Raw genomic sequence first — 13,479 nt, 5'->3', positions numbered from 1 at the left:
GGGTCTCCGCAGAGTTCAGTAGGTGCCGGGATATTGCCCGCCGTCGACCAGAATGCTCTGGCCGGTGATGAACCCGGCATGGACGGAGCAGAGGAAAGCGATGGTCGCGCCGATCTCGGCCGCCTCGCCGTAGCGGCCCGCGGGATTCTGCGCGCCGCGCTCGGCCCAGATGTCATCAAAGGGTCGGCCGGTCATCTCGGCAAGCTTCTCGACGTGATGCTTCTGCGCATCCGTCGCGACAATGCCCGGCAGCACGTTGTTGATGGTGACGCCCTTCGCCACGGTCTGGCGCGCGAGGCCGGCGACGAAGCCGACAAGCCCTGAGCGCGCGCCGTTCGACAGGCCCATTTCGAGCTGGGGGATCTTCACCGACCGCGAGACGATGTTGACGATGCGGCCGAAGCCCCGCGCCATCATGCCGTCCACCGTCGCCTTCATCAGCGCGATGGGCGAGAGCATCATGGCGTCGAGCGCGGCAATCCAGTCGTCGCGGGTCCAGACGCGAAAATCGCCGGGCGGCATGCCATCGGCATTGTTGATGAGGATGTCGGGATTCGGGCAGGCGGCAAGTGCGGCCGCGCGACCGGCCTCCGTTGTGACGTCGCCGGCAACCGGCGTGACCACCACGCCGAAGCGTGCCCGGATGTCGGCGGCAACTGCATCGAGCCGTTCCCGATTGCGCGCCAGGATGGTCAGCGCCACACCTTCCGCAGCAAGCATGTCCGCTGCCGCGCGGCCCATGCCCCGGCTGCCGCCGCAGATGATGGCCGATTTGCCCTTGAGTCCGAGATCCATGGTGACGACTGATAGAGCGCCGGCGCGCGCTTGTCTTGCCCCCCGCCCGCATGGGCGCTCATGCGCCGTCAGGCTGGAACCAGCTTCGCTTCCGCCTCGATCAGCTTCTTGATCTCGGGGCGGCAGGAGCCGCAATTGGTGCCGGCCTTCAACGCCCGGCCGACCGCATCGACATCGCAGGCGCCCGCCGCGATAGCGTCCCGGATCGTCGTCAGGCCGACCGCGAAACAGGCACAGACTGTCGGGCCGGCATCGGCGATTCCCTCGGGCGACCGGCCGGAGAGGAGGGCCTTCCGCGCAGCCGGCGGCAGATCCTTCAGGCCGAACTGGGTCTCGATCCAGTTCCACGAGGGCCGGCCATCGAGGGCGAGGAACAACACCGCCTCCAGGCCCCCGTCCCTGAACACGGCCGCGCGGTAGATGCCTCGCGCCGCATCGGTCATCTCGGTGATGGTCCCGTCCTGACCGGCAAGCGCCTCCGCGACAGCCCGTCCATCCACCGGCAGGTCCGAGGCCAGCACAGTGCCCACGCCGCCCTCCACTGCGGCACGCGCCCAGCGCAGACCATCCGGAAGCGCGACCGGGCCGCGCGACAGGATGAAGCCCTCGACCAGCATCTCGACCCGCGAGAGGCTGGCCGGCGTCGCCTTCATTTCGGGTTGCCCTGAGAAGGGATCGGTGAAGGGCTGGACGAGCGCTCCGACACGGGCGCTGCCGGCGGTCTCGTCGCTCCAGTGGATCGGCACGAACACCGCGCCGCGCATCTGGCCTTCGCTCAGCACGACCCGCAGCGTCGCCGCGCCGTGATCAGTCTCGACCCGGACGAAATCGCCCGGACCAATGCCCGCCGCAGCCGCATCGTCCGGGTGAATTTCGGTAAAGGGCTCGACGATGTGGCGACCGAGCGTCGGCGCCCGGCCGGTGCGTGTCATCGTGTGCCAGTGGTCGCGCACGCGGCCGGTATTGAGCAGGAAGGGACGGTTTTCGCCTGCCTCGGCCTTCAATGCCGGCGGCGCGATGGCGATCATCCGCGCGCGGCCATCGGCGGTGAAGAAGCGGCCTTCCGCGAAGAAGCGCTTGTCGGCCGTGTCGCGGATATTCCGGACCGGCCACTGGATCGCGCGGAGCGCGTCGAACTCCGCGTCGGATACCGTGGCAAGGCCGCCAATGTCGAAATCGCGCGCGCCCCTGTTTTCGAAGGCCGAGAGCGCGGCGTGCTCCCTGAACACAGCCGCCGCATTGTCCCAGGAAAAGGCTTCCGCGAAGCCCATGCGCCTGGCGACCTCGGCGACGATCCACCAGTCCGACCTCGCCTCCCCGGGCAGGGGAAGGAACGGCCGCTGGCGCGTGATGCGGCGTTCCGAATTGGTCACCGTGCCGTCCTTCTCGCCCCAGGCCGCGGCTGGCAGCAGAATATGGACCCCGGAATTGACGGTGTCGTTGGAGAGCACGACCTCGGAGACGATGAAATGGTCGAGGCGACCGAGCGCGCGGCGGACGTGATCGGCCTTGGGCAGGCTCACCGCCGGGTTCGTCGCCATCACCCAGAGCGCCCTGATCGCGCCGGCCTCGATGGCATCGAACATCTGGACGGCCTTGAGGCCTTCTGATGTCGCCATGCGCGGCGCGCCCCAGAAGCGGCGGACGCGGTCGATCTCGCTCGCCGAGAAACCCATATGGGCCGCCAGCATGTTGGCGAGGCCGCCGACCTCGCGGCCGCCCATCGCGTTGGGCTGGCCGGTCAGCGAGAACGGCCCCATGCCCTCGCGGCCGATGCGACCGGTGGCGAGGTGGCAGTTGAGGATGGCCGAGACCTTGTCGGTGCCTTGCGCCGACTGGTTGACACCCTGGCTGTAGAGTGTAACGGCCTTCCCGGTCGTGCGGAACCACTCGAACAGGGTCCGCACGTCGGCTTCGGCAAGGCCGCAGGCACGCGCCGTGGCGCCGATGGTCGGCGCGATCTCGCGGGCGCGCTCCAGCGCCTCCTCGAAACCGTCGACATGGGCCTCGACATAGGCGCGGTCGATGGCGCCCGCCTCTGCCAGATGAACCAGCAGCCCCGAGAACAGCGCGCCGTCCATGCCCGGCCTGATGGCCAGCATCAGGTCGGCATCGGCCGAGGTCGCCGTGCGGCGCGGATCGACCACGACGATCCTCGCTCCGCGCGCGGCCTTGTTCGCCACCATGCGCTGCCAGAGGATGGGGTGGCACCATGCCGCGTTCGACCCGACGAGGATCAGCAGGTCGGCCGTATCGAGGTCCTCATAAGTGCCGGGCACCGTGTCCGCGCCGAAGCCGCGACGATGGCCGGCGACGGACGACGCCATGCAGAGCCGCGAATTGGTATCGACATTGGCGGTGCCGACAAAGCCCTTCATCAGCTTGTTGGCGACGTAATAGTCCTCGGTGAGGAGTTGTCCGGAGAGGTAGAAGGCGGTCGCGTCGGGCCCGTGCTCGCGCGCGGTGCGGCCGAAGGCCTCCGCGACGGCGTCAAGCGCGGTTCCCCAGCTGACGCGCTCCATGGTGCCGGAGCGGGACCGGATCATCGGATGCAGCAACCGGCCTTCCAGCGACACCGTTTCGCCGAGCGCCGAGCCCTTCACGCAGAGCCGCCCGCGATTGGCCGGGTGAGACGGATCGCCCGCAACCGTCACCTGGCCCCCGCCATCGACGCTGGCGATCACGCCGCAGCCGACCCCGCAATAGGGACAGGCGGTCGCGACGGGGTTGGGCAGGTGCGAATGGGCTGTCATGGCTTCGCCCTCGTCAGCGCTGCATGGCCTTTGCCGCGAAACCGGCTTCCACTTTCGCAGCCCATGCTAGGCTGCCTCCGCCAGCGCCTGCCCGAACACGACGGCGTCGCGCAGGCGCCCGAGCGGGCGGCCCTGCCGGATCAGGTCGAGATACCAGAGGGCATCCGAGGTCTCGCCGAAGAGCACCGCGCCGGTGAGCACGTCCTCACGAATCACCAGTTTGCGATAGGTGCGAAGGCCAGGATCGCGCCAGACGATCACCTCGGTTCCGGCCTCGCCGATAAAGTCCCCGGCCGAGAAGACCGGCACGCCAGACACCTTGAGATTGGTCGAGAGCACCGTTCCGGCATAGGCGGCAGGCTTGCCCGCGAGATGACGGGCGAGCGCCGCGCCCTGCTGATAGGCGGGTTCGACCAGGCCATAGCAGGTGCCGCGATGCTCGGCGCATTCGCCGATGGCATGGATGGCGGGATCAGAGGTCGCAAGACGATCGTCCACGACGACGCCACGATTGACGGCCAATCCCGCGGCGCGGGCGAGATCGGCATTGGCGCGGATGCCGACGGCGGACACGACCATGTCGGCGGCGATGCGCCGACCGTCGGTGAGCAGCACGCCCTCGACGCACTCCTCGCCCTCGACGGCTGCGGTATCGGCGCCGAGGATGACGGCGATGCCGCGCGCCTCCAGCGCCGCCTTCAGCATGGCGGCTGCCTCGGGGTCCAACTGGCGCTCCATCAGCCGGTCCATCAGGTGGATCAGCGTCACGCGGGTGCCGGTGAGCGCAAGACCATAGGCCGCCTCGATTCCCAGCAGGCCGCCACCGATGACGACCGCGCGGGTGGCGGGGCTCGCGGCCGCCAGCATGGCGGAGACATCGTTATGATCGCGGAAGGCCAGGACGCTCGGCAGGTCCATCCCGGGCTTCGGCAGGCGGATCGGATGCGATCCGGTGGCAAGAACCAGCTTGGCGTAGGGGAGGCGCGCGCCGTCTTCGAGAATGACGGCGCGACCGGCCCGGTCGATCTCCGTGGCGCGCTTGCCATAGACCAGCGTCACGCCCTGCCGCTCCCACCAAAGACGCGGCTTTAGTTCGGTGTCCTCGCGGGCGATCTCGCCGGCCAGAACCGAGGATAGCAGCACGCGGTTGTAGGCGAGCGCCGGCTCGGCGCCGATCACCGCGACCGAATAGCGGCCGAGGCCTTCCTTGCCGAGATTTTCGACAAAGCGCGCCGCGGCCATGCCATTGCCGATGACGACGAGCGGTTCGGACATCGCCGGCCTCCGGTCAGGCGGCTTCGACGAAGGCGTGACGTTCGTAGAGGAATTTGAGCACCGCCTCTCGCGCCTTGATGTAGGTGGCGTTGGAGACCAGCTCGAGACGCTTGCGCGGGCGCGGCAGATTGACGTCGAGGATCTCGCCGATGGTCGCAGAAGGGCCGTTGGTCATCATGATGATGCGGTCGGAGAGCAGAACCGCCTCGTCCACGTCATGGGTGATCATGATCATGGTGTTCTTCAGCGTCGCGTGGATCTGCATGACCGAATCCTGCAGGTGCGCGCGGGTCAGCGCGTCGAGCGCGCCGAAAGGCTCGTCCAGCAGCAGGATCTTCGGTTGCATGGCGAGCGCCCGGGCGATGCCGACACGCTGGTTCATGCCGCCGGAGATTTCACCGGGGCGGCGGTCCCTGGCGTGGACCATGTGGACGAGATCGAGCTTGTGCATGGTCCAGTCGTGCCGCTCGGCCTTGGACTTGCGGCCGGAGAACACCTTGTCCACCGCCATGCGGACATTGTCGTAGACGGTCAGCCAGGGCAGCAGCGAATGGTTCTGGAACACCACGGCGCGGTCGGGGCCGGGGTCGTTGACTTCACGGTTCTCCAGAAGCACGGCCCCTGTCGTCGCCGGCGTCAGGCCCGCGATGATGTTGAGCAGCGTGGACTTGCCGCAGCCGGAATGACCGATGATCGAAACGTACTCGCCTTCCTCGATTGCAACGTTGATGTCGCTGAGGACGTTGTTCGCGATGCCGTTGCGGACGAAAGTCTTCTCGACCTGTTCGACGAGGAGATAGGGAACCTGCTTGGCCATCTCGGGATCTCCTCAGTTCGCTGCGGTGCCGCGGGTGACAATGGTGGCGAGCCCCGCGATCAGCCGGTCGAGGATGAAACCGACCAGGCCGATATAGACGAGGGCGATGATGATGTCGGGCAGCTTGGACGAGTTCCACGCGTCCCAGATGAAGAAGCCGATGCCGACGCCGCCGGTGAGCATCTCGGCCGCCACGATGGCCAGCCAGGCGAGGCCGACACCGATCCTAAGGCCCGTGAAGATGTAGGGCGCCGCCGAGGGCAGCATGATCTTCCAGAAGAACTCGAACTGGTTCAGCCGCAGCACCGCCGATACGTTGCGATAATCCTGCGGGATGTTGCGGATGCCGACCGAGGTATTGATCAGCACCGGCCAGATCGCAGTGATGAAGATGACGAAGATCGCGCTCGGATTGGCGTCGCGGAAGGCGGCGAGCGAGATCGGCAGCCAGGCGAGCGGCGGCACGGTGCGCAGCACCTGGAAGATCGGGTCGAGGCCGCGCATGGCCCAGGTCGACTGGCCGACCAGCGTGCCGACGAGAATGCCGACGATGGCGGAAAGCCCGAAGCCGATGGCGACCCGCTGCAGCGAGGTCAGCACGCGCCAGCCAAGCCCGATATCCTGGCTGCCGTTGACGAAGAACGGATCGAGAATCAGGTCGCTCGCCTCCCTCCAGACCCGCGAGGGCGGCGGCAGCGAGGCATTGCTGCCCGAGCAGAGGATCTCCCACAGCAACAGCAGCAGGGCCACCATCAGCAGCGGCGGCACCACCGCCGTCGCGAAGGCGACGGCCTTGGGCTTCAGCCAGTCGAGCGTTGAGGCTGCTGCCCTGGGCGCAAGCTGGATCACTTCCGCCGTCGCGGCTGCGACCGGTTCCGGCGGGCTGACGGTTTCCACGGCTCTCAATGCGGGTCGGGACATCTGGGCTCTCGCGGGATGAAGGGATGGCGCCGCCCCGGGTCGAGCCGGGCGGCAGGCGATCGGTTCAGACCTGGGCGCGCTTGATCTTCAGCTGGCGCAGGTAGTCGGACGGATTGGCGGGGTCGAACTTCACGCCGTCGAAGAAGGTCTCGACTCCTCGGGAATCGGAGGTCGGGACGCCGGTGACGCCAAGCGTCCTGGCGGCTGCGAGCCAGAGGTCCGAGCGGTTCGTCCGGTCGACCAGCGCCTTGATGTCGGTGGTCGGCTCGAACTTGCCCCAACGGATGTTCTCGGTGACGAACCAGGCGTCGAGGCTTTTCCAGGGATAGGAAACCGCGCCGCCCTCACCCCAGAACTTCATGCGCAGCGGCGAATCCGCCACCGTGCGGCCATGGCCGTAATTGATGTTGCCCTTGAGGCGGCCGTTGATGTCGTTCACCGGCACGTTGAACCACTGGCGGCGGCCGACGATCTGCGCCAGCTCCTCCTTGTTCTCGATTCTGTCGCACCACTGCTGGGCTTCCATCACCGCCATCAGGATGGCCTGGGTCGCCTTCGGATTGGCGTCGACCCAGTCGGCGCGCATGCCGAGGATCTTCTCGGGGTGCTTGAACCAGAGCTCGCCGGTGGTGATGGCGGTGTAGCCGATGTTCTGGTTGACCAACTGCTCGTTCCACGGCTCGCCGACGCAGAAGCAGTCCATGGTGCCGACCTTCATGTTCGCCACCATCTGCGGCGGCGGCACGACGATGACCTTGATGTCGTTGTCCGGGTCGATGCCGCCCGCCGCGAGCCAGTAGCGGATCCATAGGTCGTGCGTGCCGCCCGGGAAGGTCATAGCGGCGGTCAGATCCTTGCCCTGGGCCTTCTTGCGCTCAAAGGCGGCCCGCAGGGGCGAGGAATCCTTGGATACCGCAAGATCCTTGTATTCGTTGGAGATCGAGATCGACTGGCCGTCCTCGTTGAGGTTGAGCAGCGTATACATCGGCAGCGGCTGGTTGTTCTGCATCACCTTGCCGGTCGAGTAGAGATGCGTCTTCGGCCTCAGGATGTGGCCGCCGTCGATGCCATTGGCCTTGGTGCCGAGCGCCATGTTGTCGCGCGTCGCGCCCCACGAGGCCTGCTTGGAAATGTCCATGTCGGGCACGCCGTGCTTGGCGTAGAAGCCCTTCTCCTTGGCGATGATCAGCGGTGCGGCATCGGTCAGCGCGATGTAGCCGAGACGCGTGCCCTTGACTTCGGGGCCGACCCCTTGCGCGAAGGCGCCCGCCGGCAGCGCCGCCTTGGCGGCGGCGAGCAGCGCGGCTGTCGCGGCGGCCTGCTTCAGGAAGGAGCGGCGATGGGGATGCGACGCGGAGGTCTGGACCGGTGCCTGCGCGATCATGCCCTGGAAAGTCTTGGTCATTCTCTCGGTCCCTGTTGCGGCCAGAGGCGCTGTTGATCTCGTGTCCCTCGGGGTCCGTCGCCCTGCGGCTTCCGGACATGTCCTCGCTTCCCCGCCCGGTTGGCTCCGGGCATGAAAAAGCCGCCGACATCGGTCCGATGCGATGCCGCGCTCGAGGACCGGGCGGGCGATGCTGTCGAACGTCTGTCAGCGGCGTTGCTGATGGCCCTGCGCTGGGCCGCGCGCGATCCCTGGCGGATCACGCACTCGCCAAATACCAATCAAGCCGCGTGCCAAGTCGGCTCGCAGCGAGAAAGTCTCTTCTTTTCAAGATCCTAGGGAGCGACCGTCGGCGGCGGGCTCTCCGGCCAGCCGGCTGACTTCGCGCCATCCGCTGTCTGTGCCTGCCGTTTCATTGTGCAGCGCACAGAAAAGTCACAGGAGCTTTGCGGGAAGCCCACGGGCATCGAAAGCCGCGAGATAGGCGTCGATCGCGCGCCAGTCGAGCGGCGGTTCGATCAGGCTGCCGACCGCGTCCGTGCTGGTCGTTTCGATGGCGCCGGGAGCGATGCTTCCGAACATGCCGGGGCGCAGCAGCGCGTCGATGCGGCCGGCCATGCCCGGGTCGCGCCGCGCCTGCCGCCAGCGCAGCATCTGGACATAGAGCCAGGTCATCCGTGCGGCATCGGGACGGATCGCACCGGGCACGTCGAACCGGATGAAGTCGGGTACGTCGCGGGATGGACCGCCGGGTGCGAGGACCAGACGGCCCTCGATCGTGCGCAGGATGAGCGGAGCCGGCACATCCAGATAGCGCGGATCGGCCAGCAGCTCGGCCAGTGCGATGGCATTGGCCGGGTCGGCGCACCAGGCAGCGCCCTTCACCACGGCCGCCGTCAACGCCTGCGCCGCGCCGGGATCACCGTCCGCGAGCGCGCCGCCGATCGCCAGAACCTTTTCGGGAATGGCCCGGAACAGCGCCGAACCGGGCGCGACGATATGGCCGATGCCACGGTCGACGGCGACCGAGTTCCACGGCGAGCCGACACAGAACCCGTCGATCAGACCCCGCTCCAGCGAACCGACCATCAGTGGCGGCGGGATGACGACGAGCTGGACATCCTCGTCCGGGTCGATGCCACCGGCCGCGAGAAACGCACGCAGGATGTAATTGTGCGTCGAGAACGGGAAGGTGACACCGAAGGTCGGCGGATTGAGTCCGGCCTCGCGGCGGCGCGCGATGGCGGCGCGCATCAACGGCAGCGCAGCCGCCGGATCGTCCGTTACCGCGCCGATCTCGCGCGCAAAGGCCGTGGAAGCCGTGATGGCATTGCCGTTGAGGGCCAGCGTCACCGGCGCGATCATCGGCACCTTCACATGGCCGATGCCTGCGGCGCTGGCGAGTGCCAGCGGCGCGATCATGTGGGCGGCATCGAACAGGCCGACCGACAGTTTGTCGCGGATATTCGCCCAAGACACTTCGCGCACGAGGCCGAGCGCGATGCCGGCCTCGGCCGCGAAGCCCTTCTCGTGCGCCACGATCAGCGGCGCGGCATCGGTCAGCGGGATGAAGCCTGCGGTGATCGTCTTCATCCCAGAATCTCCAGCCCGGTGACCACCGCCTGGGCAATCTCCGCGATCTTCTTCTTCTCGTTCATCGCCCGCCGGCGCAGCAGCACGTAAGCTTCCTCCTCGGCGATGCCCTTGTGCTTCATCAGAAGTCCCTTGGCGCGCTCGACGACCTTGCGCTCCTCGAGCGCCGACTTCGCCTGATCCAGCTCGTTCTGCAGCCGCGCATAGGCTTGGAAACGCGCCACGCACATGTCGAGGATCGACTTGACGCGCTCCTTCTTCAGCCCGTCCACCACATAGGCGGAGACACCTGCATCGATCGCCTTGGTGATCATGCCCGTGTCGGACTGGTCGACGAACATGGCGACCGGCCGCTTCACCAGCTTCGAGACCTGGAAGAGCTGCTCCAGCACGTCGCGCGAGGGGTTTTCGAGGTCGATGACCACCACATCCGGGTCCGTGGCGTAAAGCCGCGCCAACAGGTTGGTCATCTCCTCGATATGGACGATCCTCGTGTAGCCCGCCTCGCGCAGGCCATCCTCGATGATCGCCGCGCGCGAGCGGCTCTCATCGACGATGGCGATGGTGAGGCTGAGGTCGCTCAGGGCTCGCTCCAAACCGTTGCTGGGATGCGCGGGCGGGTTATCGCACCGGCATCGGGTCGGGAACAAGCAGGTTCCGCGCCAGCCTCAATAGACTGCGCGGCCACCGGAAATGTCGAACACCGCGCCGGTCGAGAAGGCGCAGTCCTCGGATGCCAGCCAGGCGATCAGCGCGGCGGCCTCGTCGACCTGCAGAAAGCGGTTCATCGGGATCTTCGACAGCATGAAATCGATATGCTCCTGCTTCATCTGGTCGAAGATCTCGGTCTTCGCGGCAGCCGGCGTGATGCAGTTGACGAGAATGTTGGAGGTGGCCAGCTCCTTGGCCAGCGACTTGGTCAGCCCGATCAGCCCCGCCTTCGACGCCGAATAGTGCGAGGCGTTCGGATTGCCTTCCTTGCCCGCGATCGAGGCAATGTTGACGATCCGGCCGTAGCCCTTCCTGAGCATGACCGGCACGATGGCGCGCGAGGTCAGGTAGGGGCCAACGAGATTGACCTCGACCACGCGCCGCCAGACGTCGGGCGCGAGCTCCCAGGTCTTGCCGTTGCCGCCGGTGATCCCGGCATTGTTGACGAGGATGTCGATGCCCCCATGGGCGGCGACGGTCGCATCGGTCGCCGATTGCACGGAGGCTTCGTCGGTCAGCTCGACCATGTGGGCGGAGACCTTGCCCTTGGCGGCCAGCCGCGCCCGCGCCGCGTCGAGCCGCGCATCGTCCACGTCCCAGAGCGCGACGCTCGCGCCTGAATCAAGCATCCGCTCGGCAGCCGCATAGCCGATGCCGCGCGCGCCGCCAGTGATGACCGCCGCACGGCCGTTCAAATCGATTCGATTCATGCCTGCATCCTGTCCGTTTCCTGTGATGGCCTTTCCGGCCTTGTCTTTATCGGGTGGCGACGATGAACAGCCGCGGGAAGGCCAGCAGCACCTTGCCGTCCGGCGTCGCCGGATAATGCGGCGTGATGGCCGCACGATAGGCGGCAAGAAAAGCCTCGCGCTCCGCCGGATCGAGGGGGCTGAGGTAGCTGCGCAGGCGCGAGCCCTTGAACCACTCGACGATGCCGTCGATGCCATCCAGCGGGTGGTTGTAGACGGTGCGCCAGATATCGACACGCCGCGCATGAGGTTTCAGCAGGGCGTAGTAGGCCGCTGCCATGGCGATCGGCGTATGCGAATCTTCGGCCTTGGCGAGCTTCGCGCTCCAGGCCCCTGCCTTCGCCGCCACGCGCATGCCGACATGGCTCGGCTCGTCCAGGTTGTCCGGCATCTGGATGGCGAGGCTGCCGCCATCTGGCAGCAGGCCCACGAGACGCGGCAGGATCGTCTCGTGGCCGGCGATCCACTGGAACACGGCATTGGAATAGATGATGTCGACGGGGGCCGCGGGATCTGGCCGCCACGTCGTCAGGTCGGCGACCTCGAAGCTGATGTGGCTGAGGCGGGCCCGCGCATTGGTGACCATGTCGGGCGAGGAATCGATTCCGATGATCTCCGCCTTCGGGAAGCGCTCCAGCAGCAGTTCCGTCGTGTTGCCGGGGCCGCAGCCGAGATCGACCACGCGGCGCGGGTCGCGGGTCGGCACGGCGTTGAGCAGGTCGCGCGCGGGCCGCGTGCGCTCGTCCTCGAACTTCACATACTGCTTGGCCGACCAGTCCATTGGCGCTTCTCCCGAACGCGGTCGATCAGACGCCGATGCCCAGCGCCGGCAGCTTCAGTCCCTTCTCGCGCGCGCAGTCGATGGCGATCTCGTAACCGGCATCGGCATGACGCATGACGCCGGTGCCGGGATCGTTCCACAGCACGCGGTAGAGCCGGGCCGCGGCTTCCGTCGTGCCGTCCGCGACGATGACGACGCCCGCGTGCTGCGAATAACCCATGCCGACGCCGCCGCCATGGTGCAGCGACACCCAGGTCGCGCCCGAGGCCGTGTTGAGCAGGGCATTGAGCAGCGGCCAGTCAGACACCGCGTCCGAACCATCCTTCATCGCCTCAGTCTCGCGGTTGGGCGAGGCGACCGAGCCGGAATCGAGATGGTCGCGGCCGATGACGATGGGGCCGATCTCGCCTCTCGCCACCATCTCGTTGAAGGCGAGGCCGAGCCGGTGGCGGTCGCCGAGGCCGACCCAGCAGATGCGGGCCGGCAGGCCCTGGAACTGGATGCGCTCCTTGGCCATGTCCAGCCAGTTGTGCAGGTGAGCGTCGTCCGGGATCAGCTCCTTCACCTTGGCGTCGGTCTTGGCGATATCATCGGGATTGCCGGTGAGGGACGCCCAGCGGAACGGTCCGATGCCCCGGCAGAACAGCGGGCGGATATAGGCTGGCACGAAGCCGGGAAAGTCGAAGGCGTCGGCAACGCCGACATCCTTCGCCATCTGGCGGATGTTGTTGCCGTAGTCGAGCGTCGGCACGCCCATCCGATGGAAGTCCAGCATCGCCTTGACGTGGACCGCCATGGACTGCTTCGCGGCGACTTCGACCGATTTCGGATTGCGCTCGCGCGCCTCCTCCCATTGCGCCAGCGACCAGCCAGCCGGCAGATAGCCGTTGATCGGGTCATGTGCCGACGTCTGATCGGTGACGACGTCGGGCCGGATGCCGCGCGCGACCATCTCCGGAAATATCTCGGCGGCATTGCCGAGAAGGCCGACGGAGATCGGCTTGCCGGCCTTGTGCGAGCGCTCGACGATCTCCAGCGCCTCGTCGATGGTCTTCGCCTCGGCGTCGAGATAGCGCGTACGCAGCCGCATCTCGATGCGGCTCGGCTGGCACTCCACCGCGATCATCGAGGCGCCGGCCATGGTGGCGGCCAGCGGCTGCGCGCCGCCCATGCCGCCCAGGCCCCCGGTCAGGACCCACTTGCCCTTCAGCGAGCCGCCATAATGCCGCCGCGCAACCTCCGCGAAGGTCTCGTAGGTGCCCTGAACGATGCCCTGGCTGCCGATATAGATCCACGAGCCGGCGGTCATCTGGCCGTACATCATCAGCCCGATCTTATCGAGCTCGTTGAAATGGTCCCAGTTCGCCCAGCCCGGCACGAGGTTGGAATTGGCGATGAGCACGCGCGGCGCGTCCGCATGGGTGCGGAAGATGCCGACAGGCTTGCCGGACTGGACCAGCAGTGTTTCGTCGGGATCGAGCGAACGCAGCGAGGCGACGATCCGGTCGAAACTCTCCCAGTCGCGGGCAGCGCGGCCGATGCCGCCATAGACGACCAGTTCGTTCGGCCGCTCCGCGACATCGGGGTCGAGATTGTTCATCAGCATGCGGAGCGCCGCCTCCGCGCCCCAGGTCTTGGCCGACATGTCGAGGCCGTGGGGCGCGCGGATCACGCGCGAATTGTCGAGACGCGTCGCCATG

The 13,479-nt window shown here is 67.2% G+C and carries 11 protein-coding genes; all 11 read right to left on the bottom strand.

The window, feature by feature from the left end; translation table 11 throughout:
* Positions 1-15 precede the first annotated feature (15 nt).
* The 11 genes from JNK84_RS17705 to hutU all read right to left on the bottom strand — a co-directional run bounded on the left by JNK84_RS17705 (position 16) and on the right by hutU (position 13,478).
* Complete coding sequence (locus JNK84_RS17705) at positions 16-795, bottom strand: SDR family oxidoreductase (protein ID WP_293426114.1); 780 nt, start codon at positions 793-795, stop codon at positions 16-18.
* Positions 796-863: 68 nt separating this feature from the next.
* Positions 864-3,548, bottom strand: a complete 2,685-nt coding sequence (locus tag JNK84_RS17700) for a nitrate reductase (RefSeq protein ID WP_293426112.1) — start codon at positions 3,546-3,548, stop codon at positions 864-866.
* Positions 3,549-3,614: 66 nt separating this feature from the next.
* Positions 3,615-4,823: an NAD(P)/FAD-dependent oxidoreductase gene (locus JNK84_RS17695; RefSeq protein WP_293426110.1), complete on the bottom strand. Its 1,209-nt coding sequence runs from the start codon at positions 4,821-4,823 to the stop codon at positions 3,615-3,617.
* A gap of 13 nt (positions 4,824-4,836) precedes the next feature.
* Complete coding sequence (locus JNK84_RS17690; RefSeq protein WP_293426108.1) at positions 4,837-5,640, bottom strand: ABC transporter ATP-binding protein; 804 nt, start codon at positions 5,638-5,640, stop codon at positions 4,837-4,839.
* 12 nt (positions 5,641-5,652) lie between these two features.
* The gene (gene ntrB, locus JNK84_RS17685) at positions 5,653-6,561 is read right to left on the bottom strand and encodes a nitrate ABC transporter permease (RefSeq protein WP_293426106.1); all 909 of its coding nucleotides are present in this window, start codon (positions 6,559-6,561) and stop codon (positions 5,653-5,655) included.
* Between the two features lie 64 nt (positions 6,562-6,625).
* Positions 6,626-7,945: a CmpA/NrtA family ABC transporter substrate-binding protein gene (locus JNK84_RS17680; RefSeq protein WP_293426293.1), complete on the bottom strand. Its 1,320-nt coding sequence runs from the start codon at positions 7,943-7,945 to the stop codon at positions 6,626-6,628.
* A 435-nt stretch (positions 7,946-8,380) separates the two neighbouring features.
* On the bottom strand, positions 8,381-9,538 hold the full coding sequence (locus tag JNK84_RS17675) for a CmpA/NrtA family ABC transporter substrate-binding protein (RefSeq protein WP_293426104.1): 1,158 nt from the start codon (positions 9,536-9,538) through the stop codon (positions 8,381-8,383).
* Positions 9,535-10,134, bottom strand: coding sequence for an ANTAR domain-containing response regulator (locus JNK84_RS17670; RefSeq protein ID WP_293426102.1), 600 nt, complete (start codon positions 10,132-10,134; stop codon positions 9,535-9,537). Before JNK84_RS17670 ends, JNK84_RS17675 begins: the two co-directional genes overlap by 4 nt.
* A gap of 72 nt (positions 10,135-10,206) precedes the next feature.
* Positions 10,207-10,959, bottom strand: coding sequence for an SDR family NAD(P)-dependent oxidoreductase (locus tag JNK84_RS17665; RefSeq protein ID WP_293426100.1), 753 nt, complete (start codon positions 10,957-10,959; stop codon positions 10,207-10,209).
* A gap of 46 nt (positions 10,960-11,005) precedes the next feature.
* Complete coding sequence (gene tam / locus JNK84_RS17660) at positions 11,006-11,779, bottom strand: trans-aconitate 2-methyltransferase (protein WP_293426098.1); 774 nt, start codon at positions 11,777-11,779, stop codon at positions 11,006-11,008.
* A 25-nt stretch (positions 11,780-11,804) separates the two neighbouring features.
* Positions 11,805-13,478: a urocanate hydratase gene (gene hutU, locus JNK84_RS17655; RefSeq protein ID WP_293426096.1), complete on the bottom strand. Its 1,674-nt coding sequence runs from the start codon at positions 13,476-13,478 to the stop codon at positions 11,805-11,807.
* Between the last annotated feature and the right edge of the window lies 1 nt (position 13,479).

This window comes from Phreatobacter sp. (assembly GCF_016793595.1).
GTDB lineage: Bacteria > Pseudomonadota > Alphaproteobacteria > Rhizobiales > Phreatobacteraceae > Phreatobacter.
The sequence above is the reverse complement of the archived record's forward strand: the minus strand, read 5'-3'. Positions and strand labels throughout refer to the sequence as shown.